Here is a 14,746-nt window from a genome sequence, read left to right as displayed (position 1 = left end):
ACGCAGGCGGAGGCGGAGGCGGAGGAGGAGGCGGCTACATGCGCGGGCCAGGGACGTGGAGGCCCTTCTCGGGAGGAGTGGGGAGCGTCTGCCGGGTCACCAGCCCTGGGCGCGGCGGCCGGCCTTGACCTGGTCGGCGAGGGTGTCGATCTGGGCTCTCAGGTCGGCGTCGCGTTTGGCCGCGTTCAGGGCGACCTCGTGGTCGCTGTCGGCCTTCTCGTGCCGTATCCGGATCTCCTCCTTGTGCAGGCGGACCTCGTTGTCGCCGGTCCGGAACCGCTCGGTGACCTTCACGTCATGGTCGTGCAGCCGTTCCCTGCTCTCCAGTTGCGTCGCCAGCCGCCGGTCGTACGCGTTCGGCCCGCTGAACAGCTTGGTCAGCACCGGGAAGCTGTCGATGACGACGAGCAGCAGGGTGAGCAGCAGGTGCGCCCAGAAGATCGCCCAGTTGGCGGCGATCAGCCTGCCGAGCCCCGCCAGGCGTTCCAGCAGGCCGGGGTTGGCCGCCCAGCCCTGCTTGATCTCGGCGACCTTCGCGTCGACGGCCTTCTTGACCACCTCCCCGTACGAACCGGCCGCCTTCGCCTGCGCGCTGGTCAGGTCGCTGACGGACCGCCCGAGCTTGTTGAGTTCGTTCTCCTCCTTGTTCAGGGCGGCGCGGGCCTTCATGGCGGCTATCCGGCGGCTGTTGCAGAGCCGCCCGTCCCCCGGAATGCCGGAGAAGCCGTCACCCTGCCCGCCGTCGCACTCCTTGTTCATGTCGTCGTAGATCTGGTCGGCTCTTCTCTTCGCTTCTTTCACCTCCTCGGCGCGGGCGTCGCGGAGCGCCACCATCGTGGCCAGGCTGGACTTGTTGTCCACCACGGGGATGGAGAGCTGGTAGGAGTCGCAGTCCGTGCCGGAGGGAGATGTCACGCCTAGGCCCTGGTGGCAGCGGGCGTAGCCGTTCTCCAGTGTGCTGATCTCCACAGCTCTGTCCTTGACGACCTGCTGGGTGACCGCCGACTCGAAGATCTGCAGGATCACCGGCTCGGAGATGAGCACGCCGATCAGCAGCGCGATGGCCAGCCGGGGCAGCAGCATCCAGAACCGTCTGCGGCCGATCACGCCGTTCGTGCTGGTGATGAGCCAGCTGTCGATCACGGCGATCACGCCGCCCCAGAAGACCGCGCCCGCGATGGCGGGAGCCACCGGCACGCCGATGATCTCGTGCAGCACGATCCACACCGACACCGCGGCGATCAGCGCCGTGCACAGGACGATCGCGCCGGTCCTGGTGAGCTTGGCCCGCTCTTCCGGCACCCAGTCGAGCACCGCCTCGTCGACTCCGGCCAGTATCCGCAGGAGACGGCTGGGGCCGTACCTTCGCCGGGTGAGTTCGGGACGCGGGCGGTGGGAGTGACGCGTGCCGGGGGCCTGCATCGTCTCAGTCACTGTCGCGCTCCGGCACCTGATCGGAGGAGGTCTCGAGGGCGGGCGGGAGGTCGGCGGGTGACGGGGGTTCGATGCTCGGCTCGCTCACGGCCAGTTCCCCGATCATCTGCTCGACGACCTCGTTCATCGGGATCTGGTCGGTGTGGCCTCGCTCGATCAGGCCGCGCAGCAGGCTCAGTTTGGCCTCGCGGCGGTCCTTCTCGCGTTCCAGCACCATCTGCAGCTCGTAGCGTTCCTTCTCCTGCTGCCACTCCTGCCGGACCTTCCGGTCCGCCCAGTCGCGCTCGTCTCTGGCGCTCTGCAGTTGCTGCAGTCTGAGCTCCTTCTCCTGCTCCAGCCGCAGCTCGTCCTTGCGCCGCTCCCAGTCGCGGTCCTCCCTGCCGAGTTCGAACTGCTGCAGGCGGTTCTCGCTCTCGATCTTCAGCCGGACCTCCTCCCGGCGCAGTTCCCAGCCCCGCCCCTCCCGGGTGGTCTCGAGCTCCTGCCGTTTGAGCGCCATCTCGCGCTCGAAGGCGAGGCGGTCCTTGTGCGCCTCCCACTCCCGGTTGTCGTTGGTCGTCTCCCAGGCGTGGCGCCGCTGCCGGTCCTCCTGCTCGATCTCCTGCCTGCGCTGGTCGACGTGGTCGATGCGACGCAGCAGCTCGGCGGAGTTCAGCTCGCCTCTGGCCAGCGCGTAGGAGATGACCGCGTAGGGGTCGTCGGCGGTCTCCCGGGCGAAGATCTGGGCGTGCCGCAGGTCGGCGGCCAGATCCCGCTGGCGCTTCTCGTGCGCGTAGTCCGTCTTCTCCCGATCCAGGTCGGTCTCGAAGCGTTGGTCGGCGAGCGTACGGTCCCGCGTGTACTTGAGGTCGACCTGCTCGAACGCGCGACGGCGCTCGATGGTCTCCCGTTCGAGCTCCATCTCGAAGTGCTTGCGCCGGTGCTCCTTGAGCTGTTCCTCCTGCTGCTGCTTCTCCTCCAGCACCCCTGCGGGGTTCAGCACCTCCACACCCAGCAGCTCGACGTGCATGCCGTAGAACATCGGCGGCTTGGCGTTGGCGTAGATGCTCAGCTCGGTCAGCGCGTCGTCCTGCGCCAGGGCGACCGCCTCGACGGCGTGCTGCAGCCCGATCTGGCGGATGCGGTGATAGCCCTTCACGTATGCCAGCAGCAGCTCGGACAGGTCGGCGTGCCCGCTCTGCGCCACCGCCTCCGGATCGGTCACGCTGCACCGGAACGTCACCCGCAGCGTGAACTCTTCCACCCCGTCCGACTGGATGGGCATCTGGACCGCTATGGGCCGGTCTTTCCGCATGTCGACGATGCTGTAGCTGGTCGCGCTGAGCACGTGCTCCTCGCTCGGCCCCATGCGCTTCTGGTCGCTGCGGTAGGTGCGGACGCCGTCGCTCACCACGAGCACCTCATGGGACTCCGGCATGGGGATCTCCCCCGCCGGCCGCGCCGCCCTGCGCAGGCGCTGCTTCTGCACCGGCTGAAGGGTCGACTGCCTGCTGATCGGGTACGGCATGCTATCCGTCCTCTGAGCTGAAGATCGATCGAAGAAGGGTGACGAAGAGGCGGGTGGCGTCCTCCCCGTTCTTGCGCCGCGTGATATGGCGCTCGAAGTCGCGCTTGAAGGGCTCATGCTCGCGGGCGGGAAGGGCCTGGGCGAGGTTGCGCAGCAGGTCCCGCAGGAGGTCCTCGGGCACCGGATCGATCCGGCCGAGCGCGTTGAGCACGTCGTAGAGCGTGTCGAAGACGGCGGTACGGCTCGGCCGGTTGATCATGCTCGCCGCCCACAGCCGGGCGAACACGGGAACGTCCTGCGGCCTGCTCCGCAGGTGCCGTACGGCCAGCGGCGGAGCGCCCTCCTCACCCGCACTCAGCACCCCGATGAGCACGCTCAGGGTGCGCAGCAGGCGCGGGCTGCCCCGGCCGGGCGGATCACCTACCCGCTGCAGCAGGTCTTCGAGCACCACGAGGTGCCCGTCGCCGTCGGCGTTGCTGAGCGTGAAGTAGAGCAGGATGATCGCCGAGGAGGCGCTCTCCGAGGTCATCCCGTCCTCGGTCAGCCGCCACAGGTGGCGCAGCGTGTCCGCCGGGTAGAGCGCGCCGACGGCTCCCGAGAACGCCAGCGTCGCCGCGCGCTTGCGATGCGGCTTCCTGCTGCGGGACCAGCGGATCGCGGTCTGCCTGGCCAGCGGCGCCAGCTCCTCCTCGAAGCACATGGACCACAGGACCAGGGTGGCGGCGGTCCAGCCGCGCCAGTCGCGCTCGTCTGCCGACCACGGCTGCAGGAAGCTCTCCCTGACACTGTCGAAGTCGTCCCTGGCCAGCAGGGCGAGCCCGTGGGCGGTCTGCAGGCAGGCGTGCGGATCGGGCTGCTTGACGATCTCGTGGAGCCAGCCGAACAGCGGCGTCCAGAAGTCGGCGGGGAGCCGGTCGTACAGCTCGGACAGGACGTGCGCCCGGTAGCCCTCCTTCTTGAACAGCACGCAGCGCCTGGTCTGACCGGGGATCGCGTCGCCGGCGTCGGCGGCCAGCTTGCGCACGTGGATCAGGGAGTCCTTGGGGCGCCGCCTGGTCTGCGCGAACGCGGCGGGCGGGGCGCCCTCCTGCGGGGTCTCGGGCGGTGGGATGACCGCGTCCGCCAGGGCGGCGAACCAGCTCTCGAAGGTGCGTTCCGGCAGCCCGTCGAGGAAGCACAGCGCGGCCGCCTCCAGGATCTCCCTCGGGGTGGGGTCGCCGTCGAACCACTGCTCGACGTCGCGGCGCTGGGCCAGGTCCAGCCCGCTGAGCGACTCCGCCGGGCTCAGTCCTTCGGCCAGGTTCCTGGCGTACTGGACGACGTCGGCGAGGGTGTGCGCCTCCAGGACGCCGGGGGCGAGGTCGCCGGGGGGCGTGCCGTACACCTGGAGGACGTCCTCGACGGGTGGGCGGGTCCAGCCGATGTGCGGGATCACCGGTGACTGCGGGCCGGACAGGGGGCGCTCGCTGGTGATGACCAGGTAGGCCTTGGCCGTCTGGATCCGTTTCAGCAGGCCGCCGAGGCTCACGTCGCCGCCGTCGGAGGCGGCGTCCTCTCCCGACCAGCCGAAGACGAGGTAGCCGGTACCGGAGTCGTACGTCCCGGTGGCCAGTTCCTCCAGGGTCTGGTCGGGGAGCAGCATGACCAGCGGCAGCCCGGGGTCGGCGTCCAGCAGCAGGTTGAGCGCGCCGGTCCGCTTGCCGACGCCCTGCGGGCCGTACAGGACGACCACCCGCTCGTCGCGGACCGCCGCCAGGGCGTCCGCGTGCGCACGCGGCGGCGCGTATCTCTCCCGCGCCGCGCTGATCATGGTGTACGGCACGGGCCCCGACGCCCGCTGGGCGGGTGGCTGCCCGGGGGCGGAGTTCGCGAGCCCGATGACGCCGTTCGCCATGTAGACCGAGCCGATCGCCGTGGCGACGCTCTGATTGGTGTAGATGGGGTTGGGCGACTCCGGCTCGGGGACGGAGGAGGTCAACGAGGTGCTCCGGTCAGTTGTTGGAGATGCCGATCACGCCGCCTCGCAGGTGGACGTCACCGTGGATCTCGGTGGTGACCGCCTGCGTGGGCCTGGGCGCCGCCGCGCCGCCGGGCGCGGGGTCGTGGGTAGTGGCCAGGTCGAGGCCGTGCACGTCCGCCCCGGGGACGTGGATCCAGGCGCGCCCGTGGTACTGCTTGACCGTCACGGCGACCTCGCGGAAGGCGGACGGCTCGCAGGTGGTGTAGCCGGAGGCGACCGTCCCCTTGAACACCTCGTCGGAGACGATCAGGGCCAGGTTGGCGTCGGGCGCGGCCACGATCGCGGACCGGAGGGGCGCGCAGTCGAGGAGCCTGCCCACCACGACGGCGGACTCTCCCGCGAAGCCGTTGTCGGCCTCGCTGACGACGCCGGCGTGGATGGCCACCCGCAGCCGCAGCCTGTCGGGCCGGGCCGTGGTCCGGTTGTGCTGGCCCAGCAGCCGGTTGAGGTGGCGGACGAAGTCGTCCACGACGCGGGGCTCGGGCTCGGTGGGCGGCAGGACGGCGAACTCACCGTCTCCGGACTGCTGGACGCGCCAGCCGTTCCGGTCGAGTACCGCCGCTCGCGCGGCGGCTTCGAGCGATCTGATCAGGGCTGACTGGACGGCTCCCTGCCGATGATCGTCGCCTTTGCTGTATCCGACGACATCGACCGACAGGAGCACGCGTCGCCCGTGAGTTAACGACACGGTGAATTGGCTTTCTCTTATCGCCGCGGCCCGTTGCTGATGCCGATGGTGCCGTCCCACATGGTGACCGTGCCATTGATCACGGTGCTGACCACCTGCTCGGCCTCGATCGTGGTCAGGTCGATCTTTCGCACCAGCGCGGGCGTCTCGGGGTCTTCGGCCAGGAGGGCGACCAGCCCTTCGTACAGCTCATCGCGGCTCTGCGGGGTTTCGGGCAGGCCCTTGCGCATGCGGTGGTCACGCAGGAGCTGCCACAGCGACTTGAGCCCGGTGACGGTCGCCTCGGTGCCGTACGCGCCGACTCTCTCGAGTCCGCCCGCGGCGACGGCGGCCCACAGAATATTGGCTATTTCCGGCAAGTTCGCACTCGACATCGCCACTCCGAGGAGATCGCGGGAAGCTGGAGAGACAGTGTTCCATGACCAAACCAGATGAAAGGCGTATGCGTACGGATTTGCCAGATAAATTCAGCATTCCACCAAGAGATATTTCCGAAATAATGGGAAATGCCCGGATTATGCGGTGAAGGTGCGGAGGTTGGCCAGGTCCAGGACGGTGATCCGGCGGTATCGGGTCTCGGCCAGGCCGAGGTCCCGCAGCCCGCGCATCGCCTTGTTGACCGCGTCCTCCCTGGCGCCCACCAGGCGTCCCAGCTCCGCCTGGGTGAGGCCGACGCCCACGTCGAAGCCGCCGTCCACCTCGTAGCCGTGCCGGTCGACCAGGTCGGTGAGCACGTGCGCGAGCCGTACGGCCACGCTGTGCCCGGCCATCTCCGTCCTGCGGCGGTTGGCCCAGTCGAGCCGGTCCGCGATCATCATGGCCATCGCCCGCCAGATCGACGGGTGCCGTTCGAGCAGGGCGGTGAAGCCGCCCGCGGGGATGGTGTGGACCAGCGCGTCGGAGCAGAGCGTCACCGTGGCCGAGCGCGGCTGGTCCCGCAGCAGCGCGAGCTCGCCGACCAGGTCACCGTGGACCCTGACGCCGAGCAGGCAGTCCTCGCCGTTCTCCAGCGTGGTGGTCACCTTCACGATGGCCGAACGGCCTTGCTTCGAGGAGCGCAGCAGGTAGACCTGCCGGTCCTCGGTGTCGCCCTGGCGGATCAGGACGTGCCCGCTGTCGCGCGTCGTCGCCCCGCCCGCCGCGAGCAGGGCCTCACCGACCTCGTCGTCGAGGTGGGCCATCAGCGTGCCGGCGGGCCATGGCATCGGCGTTATCCCGCGAGGACCTTCACGACGCCGGTGAGTGCGAGCTGTACCAGGGCCAGTGGCACGAGGCCCACCCAGGCCAGCCGCTGCAACTGGTCCTCGCGCAGGCGGGGGAAGCTCACCCGGAACCAGATGATCACGAAGGCGAGCGCGAGGACCTTGACGAATGTCCACACCACGCCGGGCAGCAGCGGCCCGTGCCAGCCGCCCAGGAACAGCACGGTGGTCAGGAACGACAGCACCACGATCCCGACGTACTCCGAGAGCATGAACAGCGCGAAGCGCATGCCGGTGTACTCCGTCATCGGGCCCATGATGATCTCGGACTCGGCGATCGGCATGTCGAACGGCGGCCGGCGCAGCTCCGCCAGACCGGCCAGGAAGAACACCACCGCGCCGATCGCCTGCCAGGGCAGCCACCACCACTCCCAGGCGTCCAGGATCCCGGGCAGCGACAGCGTCCCGGCGGCCATCGCGACGCTGGAGGCGGAGAGCACGAGCGGCAGCTCGTAGGACATGAGCTGGGCCGCCGAGCGCATGCCGCCCAGCACGGAGTACTTGTTGGCCGACGCCCACCCGGCCATGATCGAGCCGAGCACCCCGATGCCCATCACGGCCAGCGCGTAGAACAGCCCGAGGGACAGATCGACGCCGACCAGGCCGGGACCGATCGGGATGACGATCAGCACCAGGAGATAGGGGACGAGCGCGACGCCGGGGGCCAGTTGGAAGACGCGCCGGTCGGCGGCGGCGGGGATGACGTCCTCCTTCTGCGCGAACTTCACCCCGTCCGCGATGAGCTGGGCCCAGCCGTGGAAGCCGCCGGCGTACATCGGGCCGAGGCGCGACTGCATGTGCGCCATGACCTTGTGCTCGCTCTGCCCGACGATGAGCGGCAGCACCAGGAAGACGGCCAGGATGACGGCGAACCTCAGCAGGATCTCCAGCCATTCAGGCATCGGTGTCCTCCCCTGGCGTCGGCGGCGGACCCCACTCGGCTGGTACGCCGGGGGGCAGCGTCTTGCGGCGGCTCGGCGAGCCCTGCCCGGACTCGCCGGGCTCCTTCGCCCCCGGCCACGCCTTGGCGACGCGGGCGGCCAGGACGAAGTCCTTGCGCAGCGGATGCCCCTCGAACCCGTCGGGCAGCAGCAGCGGCACCAGGTTCGGATGCCCGTCGAAGATCACGCCGAACATCTCGAACGTCTCCCGCTCGTGCCAGTTGGCGCCCCGGTAGACGCCGACCGCCGACGGCAGTCGCGGGTCGTCGCGCGGCACCCGGGTACGCAGCAGCACCTGCCGGCGGGCGACGGGGTTGTAGAGGTGGGCGACGACGGTGAACCCGCCGGGCGGGTCGTCGACGCCGGTCAGCCAGTCGAAGAACTCGTATCCGGCGTCCCGGCAGCGGGTCAGCAGGCCGAGCCAGCCGTCGGCGGGGACGTCCACGGTGGTCTCGCCGTACGACTCGGACACCTCGGTTCCGGGTCCGAAGTCGCTCACGCGTCCTCCCCGTGGGAGCGGGACCAGACGTAGCGGTCGCTCAGCCGCTCCGAGGCGATCTGCTCCTGCAGCGTCATGATGCCGTGCAGCAACGCCTCGGGCCTGGGCGGGCAGCCGGGGACGTAGACGTCGACGGGGATGATCTGGTCGACGCCCTTGGTCACGCAGTAGGAGTCCCAGTACGGCCCGCCGGAGTTGGAGCAGGCGCCGAAGGAGATGACGTACTTCGGGTCGGGCATCTGCTCGTAGAGCCGTTTCACAGCGGGCGCCATCTTGTCGGTCACCGTGCCCGAGACGATCATCAGGTCGGCCTGCCGGGGCCCGTTGGCGAACGGGATGACACCGAAGCGGATGAAGTCGTGCCTGCTCATCGAGGTCGCGATGAACTCGATGGCACAGCACGCGAGCCCGAAGTTGAACACCCACAGGGAGTAGCGCCGCCCCCAGTTGAGCACGAAGCGCATGGGTTTGGGAGCCAGTCGCGAGACCGGGCCCACGGTGGGCATCGGAAGATCCGTCGCTGCCATGTGACCATTCTCCCGCGCGCCCGCCCTCAGGTGTAGAGGGCCGCGCGCTTTGTCTTCACGTCCAGGTCAGGACCTTCTTGCGCCAGGCGTAGAGGATGCCGATGGCGATGAAGGCCAGGAAGACGAACATCTCCACCAGCGTGGTCATCCCGTAGCCCGGCGCCGCGAAGACGGTGGCCCAGGGGAACAGGAAGACGGCGTCGACGGCGAAGACGACGTACAGATAGGTGAACACGTAGTAGCGGATCTGGGACTGTGCCCAGCCCTCCCCGACGGGGTCGACGCCGCACTCGTAGGTGCTCAGCTTCTCGGCGGTCGGCCTGGTGGGACGGAGCAGGCGGTTGGCGAACAGGGCACCGGCCACGATGGCCACACCGATCGCGAGCAGTGCGGCGACGAGAACATAAGAGCCGAAGTATCCGCTCATGAGCCGATCATAACCTCCGCCGCTCGCACCTCAAAGGCTCCGCCCGCATCCTCCAAAATCCCGGCAAACCACGCATATATCGCCATAATGTGGCACGCATGCACCGATTCCGATTCGCCGGAGGAATCGCGCTGATCGCCGCTTCAGCCGTCGGCTGCGGCATGGCCACCGCCTCCCGCACCCCGGATCTCACGGTCCGGGCAGAGCCCACGATGATCAAGTTCGTCGACCCCGCCCAGGTCGACGGACTGATCACCAGGACGGTCACCCGACGCGACGCCGGCGACAGATACGTGCACATCGCCTTCCCCGACGTGCGGACCGCCCCCGCCCTCACCAAGAAGCTGGAGCAGGAGGCCCGCCGCCGGCTCGACGACTTCGTCACCTCCACCAAGCCGGACAGCCCCGAGCCGCGCCCCGAGCTCAACATGGACTGGCAACTCACCGCCGCCACCCACGGCGTCACGGGGGTACGGCTGCGCACCGGCGAGTTCCACGGCGCCAACTGGACCAACTCCCGGCGCACCCTCTGGTACGACCACACCACCGACCAGGCCTTCGGCTCCACCGGCCTGCTGGACGGGGAAAGCGCGCTGCAGACCCTGGCCGGGGTGGTCCAGCGGAAGCTGCAGGAGCGAAAACTGGACGTGGACATCAGCGCGGTGGTCGCCGACCCGGACGTGTTCGACTCGATGGCCTTCAACCCGCGCGGCGAACTCGTCGTCGAGTTCGACGACTACCAGGTGGGTCCGGGATCGCTCGGCCGGGTGGCGGTGGCCGTGCCCCCGCTGCAGACCGAGGCGCTGCTGTCGGAGGCGGGGCGGCGGGCCAGGACCGCGGTGCTCGCGGCGCGTCCGGTGCCGTCGAAGACGCTCCCGGTGAAACCGCCGCGCACTCCCGCGGCGCGCAGCTCGGCCGCGGGCGACGTCGACTGCGCGAAGGCCAAGTGCATCGCGCTGACCTTCGACGACGGGCCGGGCCCGGCCACGGGCGAACTGCTCGACGTGCTGGCGGAGTCGAAAGCCCGCGCCACGTTCTTCACGGTCGGCTCCAGCGCGGCCGCGGCGCCCGAGCTCCTGCGCCGGATGAGCGAAGAGGGCCACCTGGTCGGCAACCACAGCTGGGCGCACCACGACCTGTCGAAGCTGTCGAACAGCAAGATCGCCGACTCGCTCGGCCGTACCCAGCAGACGATCTCGGCCGCCACCGGGCAGACGCCCACGCTGGCCCGCCCGCCGTACGGGGCGTGGAGCAAGGATCTCGCGCTGACCTCGCAGGACATGGGCATGGCGCTGGTCAACTGGGACATCGACACCCTGGACCGCAACGGCGGCGACCCGAAGGCGGTCGCCGAGCTGGCGATCAAGGGCGCCCGGCCGGGGGCGATCGTCCTCATGCACGACAGCAGCCGCACGAGCGTGGCGGCCACCCCGATCATTCTCGAACGGCTCACCGCCGAGGGCTACACCTTCGTCACCGTCCCCGAGCTGTACGGCTCCGCCGGGATGACCCCCGGACGCCTCTACAGCTCCGGCCCGAAGGTCATCGGTAAGCGCCCCCTGACGTAGGGCAGCCTTAGAAGGCGCATATAGTTAAGCACCGTGAGCCGAACCGTCCTCTTCGCCCGCCTGCACGTTGACCTGTGCCGACTCGCGGCTGGACTGTGTCGACCCCTTTGTTCTCTCGCGTCGGCCTGATTTTCCCCACGTTTACCCGTGACGTGTGTCACGAAACGTGTGACCCCCGAGGACTTAGCATGGAATTGAGAACGTGCCACAAGCGACTGCGCCCTGGCGCGTCGAGGAGGACTGAGAAGCTGTGACCAAGCAGGTTCAGCAACTCGACCGCGTGATCATCCGTTTCGCCGGTGACTCCGGCGACGGCATGCAGCTCACCGGCGACCGCTTCACGGCGGGTACAGCGGAGTTCGGCAACGACCTGTCGACGCTCCCCAACTTCCCCGCCGAGATCCGCGCCCCCGCAGGGACCCTGCCGGGCGTTTCGAGCTTCCAGTTGCACTTCGCCGACCACGACATCCTCACCCCCGGGGATGCCCCCAACGTCCTGGTCGCGATGAACCCGGCCGCGCTCAAGGCCAACCTGGGCGACCTGCCGCGCGGGGCCGACATCATCGCCAACACCGACGAGTTCACCAAGCGCAACCTGCAGAAGGTGGGCTACGACGGTAACCCGCTCGAGGACGACACGCTCGGCGAGTGGCGCGTCCACGCGGTGCCGCTGACCTCGCTCACGGTCAGGGCGCTCGAAGGTTTCGACCTGTCCAAGAAGGACGCCGAGCGCTCCAAGAACATGTTCGCCCTCGGCCTGCTGTCGTGGCTCTACCACCGGCCGACCGAGGCGACCATCAGCTTCCTCGAGCAGAAGTTCGCCAAGAAGCCCGACATCGCCAAGGCCAACATCGCGGCCTTCCAGGCGGGCTGGAACTACGGCGAGACGACCGAGTCGTTCTCGGTGTCCTACGAGGTCAAGCCGGCCAAGCTGCCGCCGGGCGTCTATCGCAACATCTCCGGCAACCAGGCGCTCGCCTACGGCCTGATCGCCGCCAGCGTCCAGTCGAAGCTGCCGCTGTTCCTCGGCTCGTACCCGATCACCCCGGCCTCCGACATCCTGCACGAGCTGTCCAAGCACAAGCGCTTCGGCATCCGCACCTTCCAGGCGGAGGACGAGATCGCGGGTGTCGGCGCGGCGCTGGGCGCGGCCTTCGGCGGCGCGCTGGGCGTGACCACCACCAGCGGTCCCGGCGTGGCGCTCAAGGCCGAGACCGTGGGCCTGGCGGTCACCACGGAGCTGCCACTGATCGTCGTGGACGTGCAGCGCGCGGGCCCGTCGACGGGCATGCCGACCAAGACCGAGCAGACCGACCTGCTGATGGCCATGTTCGGCCGCAACGGCGAGTCGCCGCTGCCGATCGTGGCCCCGATGTCGCCGAGCGACTGCTTCGACGCGGCGATCGAGGCGGCCAGGATCGCGGTGAAGTACCGCACCCCGGTCATGCTGCTGTCGGACGGCTACCTCGCCAACGGCTCCGAGCCGTGGAAGCTGCCCGAGATCTCCGAACTGCCGGACATCTCGGTCGCCTACACAACCGAGCCGAACGCCGAGGACGGCACCTTCCTGCCGTTCAAGCGCGACACCGAGACGCTGGCCCGCCCCTGGGCCATCCCGGGCACGGCGGGCCTGGAGCACCGCATCGGCGGCATCGAGAAGGCCGACGGCACGGGCAACATCTCCTACGACCCGAACAACCACGACCGCATGGTCCGGGTGCGTCAGGCCAAGATCGACGGTGTCGACGTGCCGGACCTCCAGGTCGACGACCCGGACGGCGAGGCGAAGGTGCTGGTGCTCGGCTGGGGGTCGACCTACGGGCCGATCGCCGCCGCCGTGCGCCGGATCAGGAAGTCGGGCGGCAAGGTCGCGCAGGCCCACCTGCGCCACCTCAACCCGCTGCCGGCCAACACCGGCGAGATCCTCAAGAGCTACGACAAGGTGCTGCTGCCCGAGATCAACCTCGGTCAGCTCGCGCTGCTGCTGCGCGCCCGCTTCCTGGTCGACATCATCAGCTACAACCGGGTGCGCGGGCTCCCGTTCAAGGCCGAGGAGCTGGCCGGAGTGATCCAGGACGTGATCGACGGTGACTGAACTCGTCAACGGCAAGGGACTGTCGCTCATCCCGAAGAGCGACGTCAAGCAGGGCATGAAGGACTTCAAGTCCGACCAGGAGGTCCGCTGGTGCCCCGGCTGCGGTGACTACGCCATCCTGGCCGCGGTGCAGAGCTTCCTGCCCGAGTTGGGGCTCAAGCGCGAGAACATCGTGTTCGTCTCCGGCATCGGCTGCTCCAGCCGCTTCCCGTACTACCTGAACACCTACGGCTTCCACTCCATCCACGGTCGCGCTCCGGCGATCGCGACCGGGCTGGCGGCCAGCAGACCTGACCTGAGCGTCTGGGTGATCACGGGTGACGGTGACGCGCTGTCGATCGGCGGCAACCACCTGATCCACGCCCTGCGCCGCAACGTCAACCTGAACATCCTGCTGTTCAACAACAGGATCTACGGTCTGACCAAGGGCCAGTACTCGCCGACCTCCGAGATCGGCAAGATCACCAAGTCGACGCCGATGGGCTCGCTGGACAAGCCGTTCAACCCGATCTCGCTGGCGCTGGGCGCCGAGGCCTCGTTCGTGGCGCGCACCATCGACTCCGACCGCAAGCACCTGCAGTCGGTGCTGCGCGAGGCCACCGCGCACCGCGGCACCTCGCTGGTGGAGATCTACCAGAACTGCAACATCTTCAACGACAACGCCTTCGAGCAGCTCAAGGACCCGGAGATCCGCGACGACATCACGTTGCGGGTCGAGCACGGGCAGCCGATCCAGAGCGCCTCCAAGGCGGTCGTGCGCAGCGCCGACGGCGGCATCGAGGTGGTGGACCGCGCGTCCGTGGCCGAGGCCGACATCCTCGTGCACGACGCGCACCGGGCCGACCCCTCGCTGGCCTTCGCGCTGTCCAGGCTGGACGAGCCGGCCTTCGAGCACGTGCCGATCGGCATCTTCCGCCAGATCGACCGCCCGGCCTACGACGTGCTGATGGCCGAGCAGATGGAGGAGGCCAAGGCTCAGCAGGGCCCCGGCGAGCTGAGCGACCTGCTGCTGGGTGGCGACACCTGGCGCATCGGCTGAGAACGACCACATCGAGCGCCCTCTGCATCAGGGGGCGCTCGACGTTTTTCTCAGCCGGAGAGCCGCAGGCCCAGGAAGTAGCGCACGGTGTCGAACAGCGTCCGCAGGGTCGCCCCGAACGTCGGGGTACGCAGGAACAGCGCGTCGATCGCCTCCCGGGCGGGCACCACCCGGTCGATGTACACGGAGGTGTCGACCTCCTCGCCCGGTCCCAGGATGTCGAAGTCGCGGAAGCGGATCTGCGCCGGGCCGGTGAGTCCCGGGCGGTGGTCGAAGACCCAGCGGCGCGACTGCGGGTAGAGGACGGCCAGGCCGTACGTCTCGGGCCGTACGCCGACCAGCGTCATGTCGCCGCGCAGAACGTTCCACAGTTGCGGCAACTCGTCGATGGACGTGCGGCGTAGGAAGACGCCGATCTTGGTGAGCCGGGGGTCGTGGGAGGCCGTGACCAGGCCGCCGGCGACGCCGGTCCGCATGGTGCGGAACTTGTACATCGAGAACGGCCGGCCGCCCTGCCCCACCCTGACCTGGCTGAAGAACCCCGGACCGGGGCTGGACCGGCGCACCAGCACGTACACCAGGACCATCGGCAGCGCGAGAACGAGCAGGCCGAATCCCGCCGCCACGATGTCGAGCAGGCGGCGCGACAGCACCGGCGAGACGCCCTCGTGCTCGACGAGAGGCACCTCGCCCGCGGGTTTCGGCGAGTCGAAGGCGGATTCCGCATGGCTGGTCATGA

The 14,746-nt window shown here is 69.1% G+C and carries 14 protein-coding genes; 3 read left to right on the top strand and 11 right to left on the bottom strand.

Translation table 11 applies throughout. From position 1 onward, the window contains the following. Positions 1 to 96 precede the first annotated feature (96 nt). The 10 genes from ABZ911_RS34480 to ndhC all read right to left on the bottom strand — a co-directional run bounded on the left by ABZ911_RS34480 (position 97) and on the right by ndhC (position 9,305). Positions 97 to 1,434, bottom strand: coding sequence for a DUF4407 domain-containing protein (locus tag ABZ911_RS34480; RefSeq protein WP_358065750.1), 1,338 nt, complete (start codon positions 1,432 to 1,434; stop codon positions 97 to 99). Continuing rightward, positions 1,427 to 2,941, bottom strand: a complete 1,515-nt coding sequence (locus ABZ911_RS34475) for a hypothetical protein (RefSeq protein ID WP_358065748.1) — start codon at positions 2,939 to 2,941, stop codon at positions 1,427 to 1,429. Before ABZ911_RS34475 ends, ABZ911_RS34480 begins: the two co-directional genes overlap by 8 nt. A 1-nt stretch (position 2,942) precedes the next feature. Next, positions 2,943 to 4,919: a hypothetical protein gene (locus ABZ911_RS34470; RefSeq protein ID WP_358065745.1), complete on the bottom strand. Its 1,977-nt coding sequence runs from the start codon at positions 4,917 to 4,919 to the stop codon at positions 2,943 to 2,945. A gap of 13 nt (positions 4,920 to 4,932) precedes the next feature. After that, positions 4,933 to 5,625 (bottom strand): hypothetical protein, encoded by a 693-nt coding sequence (locus ABZ911_RS34465; RefSeq protein ID WP_358065742.1) that lies wholly within the window; start codon positions 5,623 to 5,625, stop codon positions 4,933 to 4,935. Between the two features lie 41 nt (positions 5,626 to 5,666). Next, positions 5,667 to 6,008: a hypothetical protein gene (locus ABZ911_RS34460; RefSeq protein WP_358065739.1), complete on the bottom strand. Its 342-nt coding sequence runs from the start codon at positions 6,006 to 6,008 to the stop codon at positions 5,667 to 5,669. Between the two features lie 156 nt (positions 6,009 to 6,164). Next, a complete protein-coding gene (locus ABZ911_RS34455) occupies positions 6,165 to 6,854 on the bottom strand; it encodes a Crp/Fnr family transcriptional regulator (protein WP_358065736.1) in 690 nt (229 codons plus the stop codon). A 5-nt stretch (positions 6,855 to 6,859) separates the two neighbouring features. Further along, the gene (gene nuoH, locus ABZ911_RS34450) at positions 6,860 to 7,813 is read right to left on the bottom strand and encodes an NADH-quinone oxidoreductase subunit NuoH (RefSeq protein ID WP_358065733.1); all 954 of its coding nucleotides are present in this window, start codon (positions 7,811 to 7,813) and stop codon (positions 6,860 to 6,862) included. Further along, positions 7,806 to 8,351, bottom strand: a complete 546-nt coding sequence (locus ABZ911_RS34445) for an NADH-quinone oxidoreductase subunit C (RefSeq protein ID WP_358065730.1) — start codon at positions 8,349 to 8,351, stop codon at positions 7,806 to 7,808. The genes nuoH and ABZ911_RS34445 overlap by 8 nt, the downstream gene beginning before the upstream one ends. Further along, positions 8,348 to 8,815: an NADH-quinone oxidoreductase subunit B family protein gene (locus ABZ911_RS34440; RefSeq protein WP_358065835.1), complete on the bottom strand. Its 468-nt coding sequence runs from the start codon at positions 8,813 to 8,815 to the stop codon at positions 8,348 to 8,350. Before ABZ911_RS34440 ends, ABZ911_RS34445 begins: the two co-directional genes overlap by 4 nt. A gap of 118 nt (positions 8,816 to 8,933) precedes the next feature. Then, complete coding sequence (gene ndhC / locus ABZ911_RS34435) at positions 8,934 to 9,305, bottom strand: NADH-quinone oxidoreductase subunit A (protein WP_358065727.1); 372 nt, start codon at positions 9,303 to 9,305, stop codon at positions 8,934 to 8,936. 98 nt (positions 9,306 to 9,403) lie between these two features. Between ndhC and ABZ911_RS34430 the strand changes: the two genes are divergently transcribed. From ABZ911_RS34430 to ABZ911_RS34420, 3 genes are all read left to right on the top strand, one after another. Then, complete coding sequence (locus ABZ911_RS34430) at positions 9,404 to 10,873, top strand: polysaccharide deacetylase family protein (RefSeq protein ID WP_358065724.1); 1,470 nt, start codon at positions 9,404 to 9,406, stop codon at positions 10,871 to 10,873. 250 nt (positions 10,874 to 11,123) lie between these two features. Continuing rightward, the gene (locus ABZ911_RS34425; protein ID WP_358065721.1) at positions 11,124 to 12,968 is read left to right on the top strand and encodes a 2-oxoacid:acceptor oxidoreductase subunit alpha; all 1,845 of its coding nucleotides are present in this window, start codon (positions 11,124 to 11,126) and stop codon (positions 12,966 to 12,968) included. After that, positions 12,961 to 14,007, top strand: coding sequence for a 2-oxoacid:ferredoxin oxidoreductase subunit beta (locus tag ABZ911_RS34420; protein WP_358065718.1), 1,047 nt, complete (start codon positions 12,961 to 12,963; stop codon positions 14,005 to 14,007). The genes ABZ911_RS34425 and ABZ911_RS34420 overlap by 8 nt, the downstream gene beginning before the upstream one ends. A 50-nt stretch (positions 14,008 to 14,057) precedes the next feature. Here the strand turns inward: ABZ911_RS34420 and ABZ911_RS34415 are convergent, their stop codons facing one another. Further along, positions 14,058 to 14,744, bottom strand: coding sequence for a sugar transferase (locus ABZ911_RS34415; protein ID WP_358065715.1), 687 nt, complete (start codon positions 14,742 to 14,744; stop codon positions 14,058 to 14,060). Positions 14,745 to 14,746 lie beyond the last annotated feature (2 nt).

This window comes from Nonomuraea sp. NPDC046570 (assembly GCF_040645915.1).
Lineage (GTDB): Bacteria > Actinomycetota > Actinomycetes > Streptosporangiales > Streptosporangiaceae > Nonomuraea.
This window is presented reverse-complemented; position numbering and strand designations above follow the sequence as displayed.